We start from the raw sequence: 18,406 nt of genomic DNA, 5'->3' as shown, positions 1-18,406 counted from the left end.
AATCACTGGCATTGTGGGGAGAGTAGAGCAGCTCCGTACCGATGGGTAGGGGTCGGGCAAGGGAAAGTTACCGACGGTACAACATAGGGTGCCGTTGTGGCTGAAGGACGCGAGCACCGCGAATACCGCATGGAGGAGCTGGCCAGAGAGGCCGGCATCCCCGTACGGACCGTGCGCTTCTACCGGGAGCGCGGACTGATCGCGCCACCGCGCCGGGAGGGACGCATCGCCTGGTACGACGACCATCACCTGGCGCGACTGCGGACGATCGCCGGCCTGCTGGAGCGCGGCCACACCCTCACCGGAATCGCGGATCTGGCCCGGACGTTCGAGAGCGGCCGAGATGTCGCCGAGGTGCTGGGGCTGGGCGAACCGACCGAGGAGACCCCGGTCCGCCTCACGCCCGAACAGCTCGCGGACTACTTCGAGGGCGAGGTCACCCCGGAGAACCTCGCCGCCGCCCTGGACCTCGGCTATCTCGCCACCGACGGCGACGAGATCGTGCACATCAGCCGCCGCCTCCTGGAGGTGTCGGCTGAGCTGGTACGGGAAGGGGTGCCGCTCTCCACAGTTCTCTCGGCGGGCCGCCGGGTCCGCGAACACGCGGACGCGCTCGCCGAACTCTTCGTCGGGGTGATGCGGGCCCACTCCACCGAGGCCGAACCGGCCCAACTCCGCCCGCTCGCCCGCGCGGTGGTGGACGCGGAACTCTCGATGGCCTTCGACCGCAGGCTGCGCCGCGACGACGACACCCGGCCAAAGCCCTCGGAGCCGGAGACGTAGCCCTCGGAGTCGTCGCCCGAAATTGCGTTGCCCGCACCTGCCCGGTGCGCCAGGCTTCCGCTCATGCCTGACAACGATCCGAGCAGTTCGCACGGGGTAGCCGCCCTGTTCTCCCACGGTCGACTGACCGCGATCCCCCGCAAGCCGGCCCGCCGCGAACAGCTGCTCGTCCACCTCGCCCGGACGCTGTTCGCGCCGGACCGCACGTACAGCGAGCGCGAGGTCAACGAGGCTCTGCTGACGGTGCACGACGACTACTCGGCGCTGCGCCGCTATCTGGTGGTGGCGGGCCTGCTGACCCGCCCCAAGGACGGCAGCAGCTACCGCCGCACCCTCACAGGTTGAAGACGGCCGTCACCGGCGCGTGGTCGCTCCACCGCTCGGCATGCGTGGCGGCCCGCTCGACCCATGCCTTCACCGCACGCCCGGCGAGACCGGGCGTGGCCACCTGGTAGTCGATGCGCCAGCCCGTGTCGTTGTCGAAGGCCCGCCCCCGGTAGGACCACCAGGAGTACGGCCCCTCCTCGTCGGGGTGGAGCCACCGCACCACATCGACGTATACGGCCTCGTCGAAGACCCGGGTCAGCCACTCCCGCTCCTCCGGCAGGAAGCCGGAGTTCTTCTTGTTGCCCTTCCAGTTCTTCAGGTCGGCCTCCTGGTGGGCGATGTTCCAGTCACCGCACACCAGCACCTCGCGGCCGTCGGCCGCAGCCCGCACCTTGAGTCCCTTGAGGTATGAAAGGAAGGCGCCCATGAAGCGCTCCTTCTCGTCCTGCCGCTCCGTGCCGACCTCACCGGAGGGCAGGTACAGGCTCGCCACCGTCACACCGGGCAGGTCGACCTCGACGTACCGGCCGCTGCCGACGAACTCCTCGCTCCCGGCGTCCCCGAACCCGCCGAACCCGATCTGCACCCGCTCCGGCGCCCGGCGCGTGTAGAGCGAGACCCCGGCCCGCCCCTTGGCGGCGGCAGGTGCGTGCACGGTGTGCCAGCCGTCGGGCTCACGCACCTCGGCGGCGAGCTGCTGCGGCTCGGCCCGCACCTCCTGCAGGCAGATCACATCGGCGTCGGTCTGCGCCAGCCACTCGGTGAAGCCCTTCTTCGCGGCGGCGCGGAGCCCGTTCACATTTACAGTGGTCACGGTGAGCATCCCGGCACCATACCGATTAACGGATGCCGCATACATGTACCATATTTCGCATGTATATCCATCCGCGGTCCTTCGACCACCCCGACGCCGTCAAACTCAACGACGAGGTGCAGCTCGAGTACGCCGAGCGCTACGGGGACGAGGGCGATGTCACACCGCTCGACCCGTCGATGTTCCGGCCGCCGAACGGCCTGTATCTGCTCGCCTACGACGAGTCGGGCGCACCGGTCGCCACCGGCGGCTGGCGTGCGCAGGACCGGAACGACGAGGGCTACTCGGACGGGGACGCCGAGCTCAAGCGGATGTTCGTGACCCGGGAGGGCCGCGGGCAGGGTCTGGCCCGCCGTATCCTCGCCGCCCTCGAAGCGGACGCACGGGCAGCGGGCCGCATCCGGATGGTGCTGGAGACCGGCAACCAGCAGCCGGAGGCGATCGCGCTGTACACCTCCAGCGGCTACACCCCGTGCGAGAAGTTCGGCTACTACCGCACGTACGAGAGCAGCCTCTGCTTCGCCAAACCGCTCCAGGAGTCCTGATCCAGGCCTCTGTCCTGGTCCAGAGCCTTCCGAGGAACCCGAGCAGCGCTGCGTCGAACCGCTCCGGCCGCTCCAGGTTCGGCAGGTGCCCGGCGCGGTCGACGACGACGAGCGCGGATTGCGGGATCAGCCGGTGCATGGCCTCGGCGTCCGCAACCGGCGAGCAGCCACGGCGAACTGCTGTGCAGCCGCGCCGAGAAGGCGGTCCGGGCGCGTCCGGCTGGAGCGCGCCCTCCGCCTCCGATCGGCACATGACACAGGATCACGAAGCGGTGCCGGAGAGCGTCGGCACCACCTGCCCCGCTCACTTCACGCGCGCGACACCCACATAGAAACCGCTCCGTTCGTTCTCCGGAGCCGGCTCCTCCTGGTACCACTCCGCGGCCGGCACCAGCCCGGGCGCAATGAGATCCAGACCGTCGAAGAACGGCTCGACCTCACTGCGCGTGCGCATCCGCAGCGCGATGGCGCCCTTCTTGTACGCCGCCTCGGTCTCGACGCGCAGCTCCGGATGCTGGTCGGCCGTACCGTGCGACAGGACCAGATAGCTGCCCGACGGCAGGGCGTCCACCAGGGTGCGGGTGATGCCGTACGGGTCCTGCTCGTCGGGCAGGAAGTGCATGAGCGCGATCAGCGACAGGGCAATGGGCCTGTCGAAGTCCAGCAGTTCACGGGCTCGGTCGAGGATCAGCTGCGGCTGCCGGACATCCGCGTGGATGTAGTCGGTGGCACCCTCGGGGCTGCTGACGAGCAGCGCCTCCGCATGACGCAGCACGATGGGGTCGTTGTCCGCGTAGACGATGCGGGCCGTGGGCGTGATCGCCTGGACGATCTGGTGCAGGTTCGGCGAGGTGGGAATGCCGGTCCCGACGTCGAGGAACTGATCGACACCCCGGTGCGCCAGCCAGGCGGAGGCCCGGTGCATGAAGGCCCGGTTCCGAGCCGCATTGGCCCGCGCCTCCGGGGGCAGCTTCTCCCCGACCGCCTGATCGACCGGGTAATTGTCCTTGCCGCCGAGCAGCCAGTCGTAGACGCGCGCCGGATGGGGTTTGCTGGTGTCGATCTGGGGGTTGAGCGGGCCGGCCGTCACAGGACGCTCCTCCGTACGGGAAACGCGGGCAGGAAACTGCGGCTCGTCCTGCCGCGAGGGGAGCACCCGATGGGCGGGACGATCGAAAACAGCCTAGGCGACGCGGAGTTCGACCGTTGTACGGACCACTGTTCTCCCCGCGACCGATCAGGCCGGGAGCCCGGACGGCGGTGGCCGTGACGAACCGCGCATTGCGGACCGATGGCAATCGGCGCGGCGGATGCCGACCACCTCCCGTTCCATCAACGTTCAACCAGCCGCCCCCGCCTGCGTTGTATGCGCCCCCTAAATTCCTTGAGGCTTTCGAAAGAAGGAACTCATGGACACACTCCTCGCAGCCCGGGCTCGCGGGATCACCAAGTGTTTCGGCGATGTCGTCGCACTCGACGGCATCGATCTGGATGTGGCGCAGGGGCAGATCCACGGCTTGGTCGGACCGAACGGCGCCGGCAAGACGACGCTGCTCGGCCTCCTGCTGGGCCTGGCCGTCGCCGACAGCGGTCGCCTCGAGATCCTGGGTACGCCGGTCGGGCGGGCGCTCGCCGCTCCCGACGGTGTCGCCGGCTTCGTGGACGGGCCCGGTCTCTACCCCTCACTCACCGCGCGGCAGAACCTTGCCGCGCTGGCCGCTCTGCGCGGCCGCGACGCGCGGACGACGGGGATCGACGACGTGCTCGACCAGGTCGGGCTCACCGATGTCGCCGACGACCGTACCCGCGGCTTCTCCCTCGGCATGCGTCAGCGACTCGGCCTCGCCGCCGCCCTGCTCACCAAGCCCCGGCTGCTCGTGCTCGACGAACCTTCCAACGGCCTCGACCCGGCCGGAAAGAAACAGGTCCACGGTGTCCTCAACCGGCTCGCGTCGGACGGAACCGGCGTCGTGCTCTCGAGCCACCGCATGGACGACCTCGAGGCACTGTGCTCCGAGGTCACCATCCTCGCCACCGGGCGGGTCGTCTTCTCCGGCCCGCTGAGCAAGCTGGCCGCGGAGAACCGTGAACTCGACTACCGGCTGCTCACCTCCGACCCGCAGGCCGCCCGCCGGCTGGCTGCCGACACGGCCGGGATCCGGGTCGTCGACGACACCGGGGCACGGAACGACGCCGAGGTACTCGTCGTGCGCGCCCTGGTGCCGGCCCTCGACGAACTGGTGGTGCAACTCGTCCACGCGGGCCTCGCGTTGCGCGAGCTCGCACCCGTGGTGTCGCCGCTCGAAGCAGCGTTCCTCGCCCTCACCGAGCAGCAGGAGGCCGGCCGATGACCGCGACCCTCACCCACGACAACGTTGCCAGTGCCCACCGCGTCTCGGTTCCGCGCGGCTACCGCTTCGAGCTGGTCAAGCTGGTCTCCCAGTGGCGGATCCGCTTGCTGGTCCTCGCCTGCTGGATCGTGCCGGCGCTCTTCGTCGCCGCCGTGAGCCAGCAGAGCACGCTCCCCGTCGACACCCTCTTCGGTCGCTGGATGCACGCCACGGGGTGGGCCGGACCGCTGGTGATGCTCGGTTTCGCGGGCACCTGGGCGCTCCCGCTGCTGACCTCCTTGGTCGCCGGCGACGTATTCGCCTCAGAGGACCGGCTCGGCACCTGGCGCCACCTGCTCGTGGCGGTCCGGTCACCTCGACGGATCTTCGCAGCGAAGGCGCTGGCCAGTCTCACCGTCATCCTGCTGCTCGTGGCCGGGCTGGCCTGTTCCAGTGCGGCCGGCGGGGTCGTGGCGGTCGGCAACCAGCCGCTGGTCGGCCTCGACGGCCACCTGCTGACGTCGGCGGACGCCGCCGGCAAGGTCCTGCTCGCCTGGGTCTGCGTACTCGCCCCGACCCTGGCCCTCGCCGCGATCGGACTGCTCGGGTCCGTGACGCTGGGGCGGTCCCCGATGGGACTGCTGCTGCCCGCGCTCGTCGCTCTCGCGATGCAGCTCGCCCAGATGCTGCCGCTGCCCGTTGCCGTACGCCTCGCCCTCCCCGGCTACGCCTTCATCGCCTGGAACGGCCTGTTCACCAGCCCGGCACAGCTCGGTCCGCTCCTGATCGGCATCGTGGTCAGCCTGGCGTGGGCCGTGACCGCGACCACGCTGGCCTACCTGATCTTCCTGCGACGCGATTTCACCAACCCGGCCTACGACGGCTCCGGACGCCGCGCGATCACCACCGGGCTCCTGCCGCTGGTCGGACTGGGCGCCGTCACGGTCGCGGTCGTCGCCGGGACGACCCCGTCCCTGGGTTCCGGAATCGAGCAGGACAAGGTGCAGCGGTCGGTCGCCACGGCATTCGCCCACCTCTACCGCATCCAGACCGAGCAGCTCAACCGCCCCGACGTCACCGAAGCGCAGCTGAAGGCCACGGCGGCGTGCACCAAGGGCGGCGGCCAAGTCGCCGGCCAGGGGCCGGGCAACGACTGGCGCTGCGTCGTCTCCTGGCATCTCCCCGACGTCGAGGCCGCAGGGACGGCCATCTACCAGCTCGACGTCACCGCAGACGGGCGGTTCATGGCCGACGGCGACGGACCGAAGGAAGTGAACGGCTACTTCCTGGTCCGCACCCCGATCGGAGACGCACCGAATCCGCTCTGGCAATTCGACGGCAACGTCGAACTGCTGTCCACCACCCTGAAGGGATAACTCCATGCAGGTAACACGCCGCAGGCGTGTCGAGAAGGAGCATTCCGGCTTTCTCGGTAGACGCATCGGCCGCCGGATACCTCTGGCAACGGCAGGCATCACCGCTCTCGTCGTCGCCGCCGCCGGCACCGCTTTTGCCCAGACGCACCAGTTCGGCACCGACCAGGTCGGCCAGACCACCGATCAGGGCCAGGTCATCTCCAGCGACCAGTACATCGCCCCGTACGGCGACCGTCTCGTCGTGAACAACGGCAAGATCATGTCGTCCTCGGTCAGCCCGGACGGCACCCACCTCGCGGCCTCGGTCACCGACGGTGGCAGTGCGCTGTCCATCGTCGACCTGAAGAGCTGGCAGGTGCAGCAACTCGTCGGCAACGCCGCGTCGTCGAGCCCGCGCATCGGCAACAACTCCGTGGGCCAGGAAGGCCCCACGTACTCGCCCGACGGTTCGCAACTGTGGCTGGGCCAGACCGACGGCTACACCAAGTTCACCGTGAACCCGGACGGCAGCGTCGCCAACCCGACGTCTGTCAACATCCCGGCGGACGGGCCCAAGCACGCGCTGGTCGGCGAGGCGGTGTTCTCGTCCGACGGCTCCACGGTGTACTCCGCGGTCAACGGCCAGAACCGGGTCGTCGCCATCGACGCGGCGACCGGGGCCATCAAGCAGAGCTGGGCCGTGGGCAACGCCCCGCGCGACATGACCGTGGTCGGCTCCAAGCTCTACGTCAGCAACGAGGGCGGGCGTCCGGCGAAGCCCGGCGACACCACTATCAACTCCTACAACACCCAGGTGCCGGCCAGCCCGGTGACCGCCGCCACCACCACCGGCACGGTCAGCGTCATCGACCTGGCGAACCCCGCCGCCGCCGTCGCGAGCATCGACGTCGGTCTGCACCCGACCGCCCTGTACGCCAAGCACGGGGCGCTGTTCGTCACCAACACCGCCACCAACGACGTGTCGGTCATCGACACCGCCAGGAACAAGGTCGTGCAGACCGTCGCCACCCAGCCGTGGCCGGAGGCGTCGGTGGGCTACGAGCCCGACGCGGTGACACTCACCGACGACGGTCACCTGCTGGTGACACTCGGCCGCGCCAACGCGGTCGCCGTCTACCGGTACACGACCCCGCAGGAGCCGGTCAGCTACGTCGGTCTGCTCCCGACGGACTACTTCCCCGCGGAGATCGCCACCGTCGGCAACGAGGTCGTGGTCTCCAACACCCGTGGTATCGACGCCCGCCGCCCCACCAACAGCGCCGGGCACGGCACCCACGACACGACGTCGAGCGTGCAGCGGTTCACGCTGCCGAACGACCACGTCATCAAGTCCGAGACGGCCAAGGTCTTCAAGCAGAACGGCTGGAACCACGGCGCGGTCACGCTGGCCAAGGGCAAGGGAAAGGGCCACGCGAAGCCGGTGCCGGTCCCGGAGCGGCTCGGCGACCCCTCGACGATCAAGCACGTCTTCCTGCTCGTCAAGGAGAACCGGACCTACGACCAGCTCTTCGGTGACATCCCGCAGGGCAACGGCGACACGTCACTGGCGCAGTTCGGCGAGAACGTGACGCCGAACCAGCACGCGCTGGCCAAGCAGTTCGGGCTGTACGACAACACGTACGACATCGGCACGAACTCCGCCGAGGGACACAACTGGCTGATGCAGGCCGACAACCCGGAGTACACCGAGTCCTCGGCCGGTGAGTACGCACGCAGCTACGACACCGAGGACGACGCTCTCGGCCACCAGCGGACCGGCTTCATCTGGACCGGTGCGCAGGCGGCAGGCAAGTCCGTGCGGGACTTCGGTGAGTTCCAGCAGTTCCTGACCAAGCCGTCGGGCGCGAGCTGGCAGAACCTGTACTGCGACTCCAAGAACATGGCGTCGACCGGGCAGGACACCGCCTACCCGCTGAACTCGTCCTCGCCGATCCCGTCGCTCAACGACGTGTCGGTGCCCGGCTTCCCGAAGTTCGACACCAGCGTCCCGGACATCTACCGGTCCGAGATCTGGCAGCAGGACTTCGAGAAGAACGGGCCGGCGAACCTGAACATGTTCTGGCTCTCCAGCGACCACACCGGGGGTCCGGCGAACGCGGCCGCTCAGGTCGCGGACAACGACCTCGCGGTGGGCAGGATGGTCGACACGATCTCGCACAGCAAGTACTGGAAGGACTCGGCGATCTTCGTTGTCGAGGACGACTCCCAGGCCGGCCTCGACCACGTCGACGGCCACCGTGCCCCGATCCAGATCATCAGCCCCTGGGCCCAGCACGACGCCGTCGACAGCCGCTACTACTCGCAGATCACGATGATCCGGACCATCGAGCAGATCCTCGGGATCCACCCGATGAACCAGAAGGACAGCGCGGCCAGCCCGATGCGTGGGGCGTTCACCAAGAAGGCGGACTTCACACCGTTCAAGGCGCTGCCCAACCGGACCTCGCTGACCGCGGGTCTGGCGACCCCGCCTTCCTGCGGCCTGGACACCCCGGCGCCGCAGAACCCCGGTGCGGCACCCGCGCCGTCGGCGAAGGTACCGGCGGACAAGCAGGCACTCGCGGCGAAGTGGGACGACTGGAAGTCGAAGCAGCGGCTGACCGGGCCCGACGCCAAGCCCGACTTCGCGAATCCCGCGCAGATGAACCACTTCACGTGGTACCAGACGCACGAGTGGAAGAAGCCGTACCCCGGCGAGGACAAGATCTTCGAGCCGAAGGACGTGCCGGGCGCCTACATCCCGTCACCGGAGTCCGACGGCTGACGTAGGCAGATCACCTGAAGGAGCCCCTGGCCGGTGTCACCGCCGGCCAGGGGCTCCTTCTGTGTGGCAACTACAGGATCTGGCCCCATCACGGAACCCCGATCGAGCCGCGGAACTTCGACCGAGCCTTCGCCGCGCGGTCGGCTGCTGCGACGGTCCGCCTCGGTGCACAGGCTCAGACGCGGTTGCTGTACTTCGCTGCTGTACGACGCCAAAGAGCCCCTACCGGGTTTCCCCGGCAGGGGCTCTGAGCTGCGGTGGACCTGTGGGGATTTGAACCCCAGACCCCCTCGATGCGAACGAGGTGCGCTACCAGACTGCGCCACAGGCCCTTGCAACGAGTGAAACTCTAGCATCCTCGGAGCGGTGCTCGGAAATCCGCTCCCCCGCTGGTCAGCCTGGTCGGCGTGGCAGCCGCTCTCACTCGTTGGCGGCGCGGGGCCGGTCGCCGTCCTCGTACTGGTCGAAGAGCGGGGTCCGGCCGCGGTCGCGGGTGCGGCGGGACTGGTTGGTGCGCTGGCGCGGGGCCGGGTCCACGGGGGGTGCGGTGGGGGTCGTGGTGCCTGGCTGTGCCGGTTCGGCGGTGCTGGAGCGGGCCGCGCTCCAGGTCTCCGGGTTGCCGACCTCGACGCCGCCCGTGGCGCGCGGGGCCACGGGCGCGGTGACGTAGGTCGGCAGCGGGACCGGGACGGGCTCCCAGCTGTCGCCCTGGGCCCGACCGCGTTCGCGCTGCTGGTCGACCCACTCCGCGTGGTCCGTCTGCTCGACCAGCGCGCGGCGGCCCGCTTCCTGCGGGGAGACAGTGGGGGCGGGCTCGGGCTCGGGGTGGCGCGCTTCGGGCTCCTCGTCGGGCTCGGCGGGGGCCGTCGCCGCGGGCTGGTGCCTGCGGTGGCGGTTCTCGCGCAGGTGCTGCGCCGCCACCTCCGCCCTGCGCCGGTCCATGGTGAAGGCGAACCTGCGTCGTTCCTGGGCGCGCAGATGCACGATGTACGTGCTCAGCAGCACGGCAGGCACCGCGGGCGCCCACAGGAAGTGGAGGCCGCCGACCGCCGCGACGACCGCGCCGAGGGTGAAGGCGAGGAAGAGGACCGAGGTGGTGCGCCGACGGCGCGCCAGCACCTGCGAGCGCTGGGCACGCCGGGCGCGCTCCGCATCGATCCCAACGGGGCGCGCGCGCCGCGCGGGTACGGGCACGGATGCGTGCGCCGATCCCTGCTGGGCCTGCCGCTCCTGGGACGCCTGCGCCGTGGAAGCCGCACGCTCCGGTGCGCGCACCGGGTCGTGCACACGGGCTTCGGTGTGCGCCGGAGGCGCGGCGAAGGCCCGGACGTCCACGGAATCCACTCGATCCGTGTCCACGTCCGGCTCGGCGTCGGGCGCCGCCTCCTCGGTGGCGCGCTCCCGCAGTTCCTTGGCGTACCGGCGCTCCATCGCCGCCCGTCCGGACAGCAGCCGGATGGCGGTGCTGAAGCGTTCCGTCGGGCGGGCTTCATTGAGCTCGTCCTGCCTGCGGAGCCACATCGGCACCAAGTAGGCGGCCCAGGCCCCGACGATGACTGCATAGATGAGGCCGCTGCTGCTCACGTCTCACACCGTAGAGGGGTTTGCACGGGGGCATCCGCCAATTGGCCCGGTGTGTCGCACGATCTGGCTGATATCACGGACTTTTTTTGTGATTGTTCGGATCAACAGTCGGCGTTTGCACGTTCGTTAGCAGTCACGCAGCGATCAATTTCGAACATTCATTTTATTTAGCGCGGCGTTCCGGGTCGTGCCTGGTGCCAGCGCCGGAGCAGCCCGTCGGGCACCTCCTCCGCGGTGAGCGCGAAGATCAGATGGTCCCGCCAGGCGCCGTCGATGTGGAGATAACGTGGACGCAGCCCTTCCTCGCGGAATCCGAGTTTCTCCACGACTCTTCGGCTGGGCCCGTTCTCGGGCCGAATGCACACCTCGATGCGGTGCAGTCCGACGGACCGGAAGCAGTGATCGACGGCGAGAGCGACCGCGGTCGGCATGACACCGCGACCCGCCACGTCCTGGTCCACCCAGTAGCCGATATGGCCCGAGCACATCGATCCCCAGGTGATCCCGGCGACCGTCAACTGCCCTACCAGACGCCCCTCGTACTCGATGGCGAAGGGCAGCATCCGGCCGGCGTTCGCCTCGGAGCGCAGATGGCGGACCATCTGACGGTAGGTGGGGCGCCGGGCCACCGGACCGCCCGGGCCGGGCGGTGGGACGGTCGCCTCCCAGGGGCGGAGCCAGTCGCGGTTGCGCCGGTTGACCTCCCGCCACTCGCGCTGGTCGCGCAGCTTTATCGGCCGGAGGGCGATCGCGCCGTCCGTCAGGATCACCGGCCAGGTCGGGACGTTCAGCTCGGGCTCCCGGGTCGGGGGTGGTCGCCGCCGCGGAGCTGATCGACGGCGTGCACCAGAAGGCGTTCGAGGACGGCGAGGCCGTCGCGCACCCCGCCGGTGGAGCCCGGCAGATTCACGATGAGGGTGCGGACGGCGACTCCGGCGAGGCCGCGGGAGAGCGCGGCCGTGGGGACCTTGTCGCGGCCCTCGGCTCGGATCGCCTCGGGGATGCCGGGGATCTCGTGGTCGAGGACGCGGCGGGTGGCGTCGGGGGTGCGGTCGGTCGGCGAGATGCCCGTACCGCCGGTGGTGACGATGACGTCGTACGCGGCGGCCACCCCGGCCCGCAGGGCCTCCTCGACGGGGTCACCGTCGGGGACGACCTGCGGCCCGTCGACGGCGAAGCCGAGCCCGGCGAGCGCCTCGACGATCAGGGGGCCGCCCCGGTCGGCGTAGACACCGGCCGAGGCGCGGTTCGACGCGGTCACGACGAGCGCGGTACGGGGGGCGGGCGGCGCACCGTCGAGGGGCGCGCCCTGTGCGTGCGGCTCCGGGAGCGCCACCGCATGCTCGCCGCCGGACGCCACACCTTCGGGCGCCGTCATGCGTCCGCTCCCTTCGGCACGGAGCGCCGGTAGTCGCCGGACTTCCCGCCGGACTTCGACTCGACCCGGACGTCCGTGATGACCGCGCTCTTGTCGACCGCCTTGATCATGTCGATCACGGTGAGTGCGGCGACCGAGACGGCCGTCAGGGCCTCCATCTCGACACCGGTGCGGTCCGTCGTCTTCACCGTGGCGAGGATCTCCACCGCGTCGTCGGCGACGCTCAGGTCGACCTTCACGCCGGAGACGGCGAGCGGGTGGCAGAGCGGGATCAGCTCGGGGGTGCGCTTGGCGCCCATGATCCCGGCGATACGGGCGGTGGCGAGGGCGTCGCCCTTGGGAACCCCCTCGCCACGGAGCAGTTCGACGACGCGCGGTGAGACGAGGACCCGGCCGCTGGCGCGGGCGACGCGCGCGGTGACGTCCTTCTCGGACACGTCGACCATCCGGGCCGCACCCGCCTCGTCGAGATGCGTCAGCCTGTTCTGCGTACTCACTGGACTCCGCCTAGCGGTAGGGCGCCGGTTGCCCGCTCGGCCCGCACCGGAGTGCGGTCGGGGGTCCGGGGGGTGTCCCCCGGTAAGGCACAGCGGCAGACACCGTACCGCCACCGGGTCGCGTTCAGCGGAGCAGGATCACCTCGGTGACCGTGCCGGGCTCCGCGGAGGTGACGTCCTCGGGCAGCACGATCAGCGCGTCCGCCTGGGCGAGGGCGGCGATCAGATGCGATCCGGAGCCGCCGACGGGGGTGACGGTGCCCTCCTCGGCGTCGTACGTGCCGCGCAGGAACTGGCGCTTGCCGGACGGCGAGCTGAGTGTGCTGTCGGTCTTCAGCGTGGCGCGGACCGTCGGGCGGGTCACGTCTTTGAGACCCATCAGCGTGCGGATCGCGGGCCGTACGAACAGCTCGAACGAGACGTACGACGAGACGGGGTTGCCCGGCAGAGCCAGCAGCGGGGTGTGCTCGGGGCCGATCGAGCCGAAGCCCTGCGGCTTGCCCGGCTGCATGGCGAGCTTGCGGAACTCGATGCCGCTGCCCGGCTCGTCCGCGTCGCCGACGGCGGACAGGGCCTCCTTGACCACGTCGTACGCGCCGACGCTGACGCCGCCCGTGGTGACGACGATGTCGGCGCGGATCAGCTGGTCCTCGATCGTGGCGCGGAGCATGTCGGCGTCGTCGGTGACGGCGCCGACCCGGTAGGAGATGGCTCCCGCGTCGCGCGCGGCAGCAGTCAGCGCGAAGCTGTTCGAGTCGTAGATCTGGCCGCCGGTCAGTTCCTCACCGGGTTGCACCAGTTCGCTGCCGGTGGAGATGACGACGACACGCGGCCGGGGCCGCACCTTCACGGTGGAGCGGCCGATCGCGGCGAGCAGCCCGATCTGCGGCGGCCCGATGACCGAACCGGCCCGCAGGGCCAGATCGCCGGGCTGCACATCGCTGCCGCGGGCCCGGACATGGGCGCGAGCCGCGACGGGGCGGTGGACGCGGACCTCGCCGCCCGCGTCCTGCGGGGCGCGGCTGTGGGCGCGCATGGTGTCCGCCGGGCCGCCGCCCGTACCGCCGTCGGTCCACTCGACCGGCACGACGGCCTCCGCACCGGCCGGCAGCGGGGCGCCGGTCATGATGCGGGCGGCCTCGCCGGGGCCGACGGTCTGGTCGCCGGAGAGTCCGTCGCTGCCCGCCGCGACGTCACCGATGACCGTGAGCACCGCGGGGAACTCCTCGCTTGCGCCCTCGAGATCGGCGGTGCGAACCGCGTAACCGTCCATCGAGCTGTTGTCGAAGGGCGGCAGGGCGATCTCCACCATGACGTCCTCGACGAGGACGCAGCCCTGGGCCTCGGGCAGTTGGAGCTCGATGGGTTCGAGCGGCCGCACCGCGGCGAGGATGTCCTCCAGGTGCTCGTCCACCGACCAGATCGGGCTGCTCAAGTGCTTACATCTCCTCGGTGACGAAACTGCGGAGCCAGCTCCGGAAGTCCGGGCCCAGGTCCTCACGTTCGCACGCGAGTCTGACAATGGCGCGGAGATAGTCGCTCCTGTCGCCGGTGTCATAGCGGCGGCCCTTGAAGACGACACCGTGCACGGGGCCACCGATCTTCTCGTCCTCGGCGAGCAGCTGCAGGGCGTCGGTGAGCTGGATCTCGCCGCCGCGGCCCGGCTCGGTCCTGCGCAGTATGTCGAAGACGGCGGGGTCGAGGACATAGCGTCCGATGATCGCGAGGTTGCTGGGCGCGTCCGCCGGATCGGGCTTCTCGACCAGCCCGGAGACCCTGACGACATCGCCGTCCGTGGTGGCCTCGACGGCCGCGCAGCCGTACAGATGGATCTGCTCCGGCTCGACCTCCATCAGCGCGACGACGCTGCCGCCCTCGCGCTCCTGGACCTCGACCATGCGGGCGAGCAGCGGGTCGCGCGGGTCGATCAGGTCGTCACCGAGGAGGACCGCGAACGGCTGGTCGCCGACGTGCGGTGCGGCGCACAGCACGGCGTGGCCGAGGCCGCGCGGGTCGCCCTGGCGGACGTAGTGCATGGTGGCGAGGTCACTCGACTCCTGCACCTTCCGGAGCCGGTCTGCGTCTCCCTTGCGGGTGAGCGCGGACTCAAGTTCGTAGTTGCGGTCGAAGTGGTCCTCGAGGGGGCGCTTGTTGCGGCCTGTGATCATGAGTACGTCGGAGAGGCCGGCCGCCACCGCTTCTTCGACGACGTACTGGATCGCGGGCTTGTCGACGACAGGCAGCATCTCCTTGGGAGTGGCTTTGGTGGCCGGCAGAAAGCGGGTACCAAGCCCTGCGGCCGGAATGACAGCCTTGCTGATCCTGGGGTGCGACTGAGTCATGCGGGCAACGATAACCGGTGCCCATGGGCGGAAGATGAGCATCCGGTTAACTTTGTACTCATATATGCACATACAAGAGATTCACAGGTGCCCGTTGAACACCGACATGCCCCAAAAGGCCTCCCTGCGGCGTGACCTGCTTGCCGCGCGATCCCTCCTGAGCAGGGAAGACGTGGACGACGCCGCGATGGTTCTGTCCCGTGGCGCAGTAGATCTTCCGGAGCTGGCCGAGGCCCGCACCGTCGCCGCCTATGTCTCGGTGGGGCGCGAGCCGGGCACCCGTGCACTGCTGGATGCGCTGCGCGCGCGGGGGGTACGGGTGCTGCTGCCGGTGCTCCTCCCGGACAACGATCTGGACTGGGCCGCGTACGAGGACGGCGACGGCCTCGTACCGGCGGCCCGCGGGCTGCTGGAGCCGGACGGTCCGCGGCTCGGGCCGGACGCCGTCCTGGACGCGGACGTGGTCCTGCTGCCGGGCCTCGCGGTGGACGGGCGCGGGATGCGGCTCGGCCGCGGCGGAGGTTCGTACGACCGGGTACTGGCCCGGCTCGCGGCGGCCGGGGCGCATCCGGCGCTGGTCGTCCTGCTCTACGACAACGAGGTGGTCGCGCAGGTTCCCGTGGAACCGCACGACCACCCCGTGGACGCCGTGGTGACACCGGCCGGAGCGCGGCGCTTCACCGTCTGAGCCCGGCCGGAACCGCCCCGGGCCCGCCGTCCTACTGGGACGGCTTGAGCGTCAACGTGTCCTTCGTCGCCTTCGCCACCGCATTCGTCCCGAAGGACCAGTCGAGCAGTTCGCCGTTGACCCACTTGTCGGTCTGATCGGTGTAGTGCGCGCTGAACGCATGCCCGGAGGCACCGGTGAGGTTGATCCAGCGGGACTTGTCCCAGTCCCCCACGTTGACGACCATCCGCATCGACGGCACCCAGACGACCTCGTAGCCGCCCGCCGCGTTCCAGCCGGAGGCGTTGACCGCGGCCTCGCCGCCGCCGAGGTTCCACGGGCCGCGGTTGAGAGCCCGCTGGAGCACATCGGGGCCTTCGGTACCGAGGGTCTGATTCTTCAGGGTCAGCTGGTGCAGCCGGCCCCAGCTCCAGGTGGAGATGTCCTTGCCGAGCTTGGCGGTCAGCTCCCAGCGGGCGTCCTTCATGGCGCGGCCGAAGAGCTCGTCACGGGTCTCGGTCGCCTTGTCCTTACGGTTCTTCGGCGACTGCCACCAGCCGTTGTTCTCGTCGTCCATGAGGTTGGCGACCACCTGGTACCAGCGGTCGCCGCCGTCCGGCTGCGCCGTGTCCGTGTCGCGCTGGCCGCATTCGCGTACCGGCTTGTCCTGCTCGTCGACCGGCCCCGTGCTGTCGGCCGGAAGGACGGTGAGGCACTCGCCCTTGACCCGCAGCTCCTTGGGCAGCTTGTCGCCGAAGGCCAGCCTGAGGATGTTGCGCCAGACCGCGTTGAAGTACGCGGCGGCCGCCGAGTCGGGCTCCTGGGTGTAGTCCCAGCCCTCCAGGAGCTTCTGTGCCTCACGGACGCTCTTGTCGGAGACGTTGATCTTCATCAGCTCGGGCACCAGCAGCGCGGCGATCTCGCTGGTGTTGTCCATCTGCATCTTCTGCATGTCGTCGGTCGAGATCTTCCCGCCACCCTTGATCTTCGACTCGATGAGGTCGTTGATCCGCTGGCTGCGGGTGCCGTAGCCCCAGTCCTTGGTGAGCAGGTAGGGGTACTTCTTCTCGTCGATGACGGCCTGGTTGGCGGTGACGATGTAGCCGCGCTTCGGGTTGTACTCGTACGGCAGCTTGTCGAACGGGATCGGGTTCTTCTCCCAGCCGTACGACGACGCCCAGCCGGGACTCGGCATCGTGCCGTTGCCCGCCTTGCGGACCGGGATCTTCCCCGGGGCCTGGTAGCCGATGTTGCCCTTGGTGTCGGCGTAGACGAGGTTCTGCGAGGGGACCTCGAAGTGCTCGGCGGCGGCCCGGAAGGTCTTGAAGTCCTTGGCGCGGTTGAGCTCGAAGACGGCGTCCATGGAGTGACCCGGTTCCAGCGCGGTCCACTTCAGGGCCACGGCGTAACCGTCACCGCGGTCCGGCGCGGCGTTGGTGACGGGGGCCTTCTGGCCGACCTTCTCCAGCTCGCCGCTGCGGTCGGAGACCAGCGGACCGTTGTTCGTCTCCCGCACGGTGATGTGCCGGCTCTCGCCGCCCGCGACCTTGATGGTCTCCTTGCGGGTGACGAAGGGCTTCACCTGGCCGTCGTACAGGTAGCCCTCGTCGGAGACCTTCTCCAGGAAGAGGTCGGTGACGTCCGCGCCGAGGTTGGTGAAGCCCCACGCGATGTCCTGGTTGTGACCGATTATCACGCCGGGCATGCCGGAGAAGGTGTATCCGGCGGTGTCGTAGCGGCAGGTCGCCGAGAGCTGCCGGCAGTGCAGCCCCATCTGGTACCAGAGCGACGGCAGCTGCGGCGCGAGGTGCGGGTCGTTGGCGAGCAGCGGCTTGCCGGTGGTCGTGTAGTCGCCGGAGACGACCCAGGAGTTGGATCCGATGCCGTTCCCGTTCGGGCCGAGCAGCGCGGGGATCTTGTCGAGGGTGTCGGAGAGCGAGGAGAGCTGGGTGTTCAGGCCCTCGGTGGCGCCCTGCACGGTGTTCGCGCCGACGCCGGTGGACGACGTCGCGGCCGGGTCGAACGCGCCGGTGACCGACGAGATCGCACCCTGGTCGACGATCGGCCGGTGCTTGTCGTACGGGTACGCGGGGTACAGCTCCTCGATCTGCTCCTTGCTGAGCCTGCTGGTCATCAGCGAGCGGTCGATCTCTTCCTGCATGTTGCCGCGCAGGTCCCAGGCCATCGCCTTCAGCCAGGCGACCGAGTCGACCGGGGTCCACTTGGTCGGCTTGTAGTCATTGGTGAGGCCGAGCGCGGCGTACTCGACGGAGATGTCCTTGCCGTCGCGCCCCTTGAGGTAGGCGTTCACCCCGTCCGCGTACGCCTGGAGGTTCTTCTTGGTGTCCGCGGACAGGACGGTGTCGTACTCCTCCTGCGCGACCTTGCGCCAGCCCAGCGTCCGCAGGAAGGCGTCCGTGTCTACCTGCCCGGAGCCGAACATCTCGGAGAGCCGGCCGGCCGTCATATGACGGCGGACGTCCATCTCCCAGAAGCGGTCCTGAGCCTGTACGAAGCCCTGGGCGCGGAACAGGTCGGTGTCGGAGTCCGCGTAGATCTGCGGAATTCCGTAGCTGTCGCGCTTGACGTCGACGTTGGCGGAGAGACCGTCGATCTTGACCGACCCGTTCGTCTGCGGGTACGAGGCACGCACGGTCGCTACGGACCAGTACGCGCCGTAACCGATACCCGCGACAAGCGCCAGCACCAGGACGATCACGATCAGGCGGGCGCGTCGCCCCTTCTTCTTGCCGGTCTTCGCACCGGCAGAACCGGAAGAGCCGGAAGAGGCGGTTGTGTTGGCGGGCATCGCTGTCCTTCGAGGGGCAGGGTGGTCCTGGGAGTGCAGGAGCAACCATAGGCGCAGCACCGAGGCGGGTCCGACGCGGTATCGGGATCCATCGGATCGAGCAGCGATCACATGAGCACTCGAACGCGTCAAGAAAGCGTTAAAGATTAGGTAAGGTAACGAAGTACCGGCCGCCGGAGAGCCATTCGGC

General features: G+C 69.5%; 16 protein-coding genes and 1 tRNA gene. 7 read left to right on the top strand and 10 right to left on the bottom strand.

Features of this window, described 5'->3' with window-relative positions:
• The first annotated feature begins 129 nt into the window (after window positions 1-129).
• Together OHB49_RS24970 and OHB49_RS24965 are read left to right on the top strand one after the other, a co-directional pair.
• Window positions 130-783, top strand: coding sequence for a MerR family transcriptional regulator (locus OHB49_RS24970; RefSeq protein ID WP_030976772.1), 654 nt, complete (start codon window positions 130-132; stop codon window positions 781-783).
• Window positions 784-846: 63 nt separating this feature from the next.
• A complete protein-coding gene (locus tag OHB49_RS24965) occupies window positions 847-1,128 on the top strand; it encodes a DUF2087 domain-containing protein (RefSeq protein WP_030976771.1) in 282 nt (93 codons plus the stop codon).
• On the opposite strand, the gene OHB49_RS24960 is transcribed toward OHB49_RS24965, so the two are convergent.
• Complete coding sequence (locus OHB49_RS24960) at window positions 1,118-1,933, bottom strand: exodeoxyribonuclease III (protein ID WP_329163166.1); 816 nt, start codon at window positions 1,931-1,933, stop codon at window positions 1,118-1,120. The two genes, OHB49_RS24965 and OHB49_RS24960, sit on opposite strands and share 11 nt — an antisense overlap.
• A 50-nt stretch (window positions 1,934-1,983) precedes the next feature.
• Between OHB49_RS24960 and OHB49_RS24955 the strand changes: the two genes are divergently transcribed.
• The gene (locus OHB49_RS24955) at window positions 1,984-2,469 is read left to right on the top strand and encodes a GNAT family N-acetyltransferase (RefSeq protein ID WP_030976767.1); all 486 of its coding nucleotides are present in this window, start codon (window positions 1,984-1,986) and stop codon (window positions 2,467-2,469) included.
• A gap of 304 nt (window positions 2,470-2,773) precedes the next feature.
• Here the strand turns inward: OHB49_RS24955 and OHB49_RS24945 are convergent, their stop codons facing one another.
• Window positions 2,774-3,559 (bottom strand): SAM-dependent methyltransferase, encoded by a 786-nt coding sequence (locus OHB49_RS24945; RefSeq protein ID WP_030976765.1) that lies wholly within the window; start codon window positions 3,557-3,559, stop codon window positions 2,774-2,776.
• Window positions 3,560-3,878: 319 nt separating this feature from the next.
• On the opposite strand from OHB49_RS24945, the gene OHB49_RS24940 reads away from it, so the two are divergent.
• Genes OHB49_RS24940 through OHB49_RS24930 form a run of 3 tightly spaced genes read left to right on the top strand, consistent with a single transcriptional unit; the run spans window position 3,879 to window position 8,939 of the window.
• Window positions 3,879-4,820: an ABC transporter ATP-binding protein gene (locus tag OHB49_RS24940; protein WP_329163162.1), complete on the top strand. Its 942-nt coding sequence runs from the start codon at window positions 3,879-3,881 to the stop codon at window positions 4,818-4,820.
• The gene (locus OHB49_RS24935) at window positions 4,817-6,175 is read left to right on the top strand and encodes an ABC transporter permease (RefSeq protein WP_329163160.1); all 1,359 of its coding nucleotides are present in this window, start codon (window positions 4,817-4,819) and stop codon (window positions 6,173-6,175) included. The genes OHB49_RS24940 and OHB49_RS24935 overlap by 4 nt, the downstream gene beginning before the upstream one ends.
• Before the next feature lie 4 nt (window positions 6,176-6,179).
• On the top strand, window positions 6,180-8,939 hold the full coding sequence (locus OHB49_RS24930; protein ID WP_329163158.1) for a bifunctional YncE family protein/alkaline phosphatase family protein: 2,760 nt from the start codon (window positions 6,180-6,182) through the stop codon (window positions 8,937-8,939).
• 258 nt (window positions 8,940-9,197) lie between these two features.
• Here the strand turns inward: OHB49_RS24930 and OHB49_RS24925 are convergent.
• The 7 genes from OHB49_RS24925 to galU all read right to left on the bottom strand — a co-directional run bounded on the left by OHB49_RS24925 (window position 9,198) and on the right by galU (window position 14,740).
• Window positions 9,198-9,271: transfer RNA gene (locus tag OHB49_RS24925), tRNA-Ala, on the bottom strand.
• 88 nt (window positions 9,272-9,359) lie between these two features.
• Window positions 9,360-10,523: a divisome protein SepX/GlpR gene (gene sepX / locus OHB49_RS24920; RefSeq protein WP_329163156.1), complete on the bottom strand. Its 1,164-nt coding sequence runs from the start codon at window positions 10,521-10,523 to the stop codon at window positions 9,360-9,362.
• 167 nt (window positions 10,524-10,690) lie between these two features.
• Complete coding sequence (locus tag OHB49_RS24915) at window positions 10,691-11,293, bottom strand: GNAT family N-acetyltransferase (RefSeq protein ID WP_030926682.1); 603 nt, start codon at window positions 11,291-11,293, stop codon at window positions 10,691-10,693.
• A gap of 17 nt (window positions 11,294-11,310) precedes the next feature.
• Window positions 11,311-11,901 carry a MogA/MoaB family molybdenum cofactor biosynthesis protein gene (locus OHB49_RS24910; protein WP_329163152.1) on the bottom strand — a complete coding sequence of 197 codons (591 nt, stop codon included), beginning with the start codon at window positions 11,899-11,901 and terminating at the stop codon, window positions 11,311-11,313.
• Window positions 11,898-12,398, bottom strand: coding sequence for a cyclic pyranopterin monophosphate synthase MoaC (gene moaC, locus OHB49_RS24905; protein ID WP_030926678.1), 501 nt, complete (start codon window positions 12,396-12,398; stop codon window positions 11,898-11,900). The genes OHB49_RS24910 and moaC overlap by 4 nt, the downstream gene beginning before the upstream one ends.
• 124 nt (window positions 12,399-12,522) lie before the next feature.
• Window positions 12,523-13,833 (bottom strand): molybdotransferase-like divisome protein Glp, encoded by a 1,311-nt coding sequence (gene glp / locus OHB49_RS24900; protein WP_030976751.1) that lies wholly within the window; start codon window positions 13,831-13,833, stop codon window positions 12,523-12,525.
• A gap of 4 nt (window positions 13,834-13,837) precedes the next feature.
• Window positions 13,838-14,740 carry a UTP--glucose-1-phosphate uridylyltransferase GalU gene (gene galU / locus OHB49_RS24895; protein WP_030976749.1) on the bottom strand — a complete coding sequence of 301 codons (903 nt, stop codon included), beginning with the start codon at window positions 14,738-14,740 and terminating at the stop codon, window positions 13,838-13,840.
• A gap of 106 nt (window positions 14,741-14,846) precedes the next feature.
• On the opposite strand from galU, the gene OHB49_RS24890 reads away from it, so the two are divergent.
• The gene (locus OHB49_RS24890) at window positions 14,847-15,428 is read left to right on the top strand and encodes a 5-formyltetrahydrofolate cyclo-ligase (RefSeq protein WP_329163147.1); all 582 of its coding nucleotides are present in this window, start codon (window positions 14,847-14,849) and stop codon (window positions 15,426-15,428) included.
• Window positions 15,429-15,459: 31 nt separating this feature from the next.
• Here the strand turns inward: OHB49_RS24890 and OHB49_RS24885 are convergent, their stop codons facing one another.
• A complete protein-coding gene (locus OHB49_RS24885; protein WP_329163145.1) occupies window positions 15,460-18,216 on the bottom strand; it encodes a penicillin acylase family protein in 2,757 nt (918 codons plus the stop codon).
• Between the last annotated feature and the right edge of the window lie 190 nt (window positions 18,217-18,406).

Origin of the sequence: Streptomyces sp. NBC_01717 (assembly GCF_036248255.1) — a bacterium.
GTDB lineage: Bacteria > Actinomycetota > Actinomycetes > Streptomycetales > Streptomycetaceae > Streptomyces.
This window is presented reverse-complemented; position numbering and strand designations above follow the sequence as displayed.

What these genes read in the sequence shown, in the direction of transcription:
- OHB49_RS24940 (WP_329163162.1), top strand. Translation starts at nt 3,879, where the DNA reads ATGGACACACTCCTCGCAGCCCGGGCTCGCGGGATCACCAAGTGTTTC.
- OHB49_RS24935 (WP_329163160.1), top strand. Translation starts at nt 4,817, where the DNA reads ATGACCGCGACCCTCACCCACGACAACGTTGCCAGTGCCCACCGCGTC.
- galU (WP_030976749.1), bottom strand. Translation starts at nt 14,740, where the DNA reads ATGACTCAGTCGCACCCCAGGATCAGCAAGGCTGTCATTCCGGCCGCA.
- OHB49_RS24885 (WP_329163145.1), bottom strand. Translation starts at nt 18,216, where the DNA reads ATGCCCGCCAACACAACCGCCTCTTCCGGCTCTTCCGGTTCTGCCGGT.
- OHB49_RS24955 (WP_030976767.1), top strand. Translation starts at nt 1,984, where the DNA reads ATGTATATCCATCCGCGGTCCTTCGACCACCCCGACGCCGTCAAACTC.
- OHB49_RS24965 (WP_030976771.1), top strand. Translation starts at nt 847, where the DNA reads ATGCCTGACAACGATCCGAGCAGTTCGCACGGGGTAGCCGCCCTGTTC.
- OHB49_RS24930 (WP_329163158.1), top strand. Translation starts at nt 6,180, where the DNA reads ATGCAGGTAACACGCCGCAGGCGTGTCGAGAAGGAGCATTCCGGCTTT.
- OHB49_RS24970 (WP_030976772.1), top strand. Translation starts at nt 130, where the DNA reads ATGGAGGAGCTGGCCAGAGAGGCCGGCATCCCCGTACGGACCGTGCGC.
- OHB49_RS24960 (WP_329163166.1), bottom strand. Translation starts at nt 1,933, where the DNA reads ATGCTCACCGTGACCACTGTAAATGTGAACGGGCTCCGCGCCGCCGCG.
- OHB49_RS24910 (WP_329163152.1), bottom strand. Translation starts at nt 11,901, where the DNA reads ATGACGGCGCCCGAAGGTGTGGCGTCCGGCGGCGAGCATGCGGTGGCG.
- OHB49_RS24890 (WP_329163147.1), top strand. Translation starts at nt 14,847, where the DNA reads ATGCCCCAAAAGGCCTCCCTGCGGCGTGACCTGCTTGCCGCGCGATCC.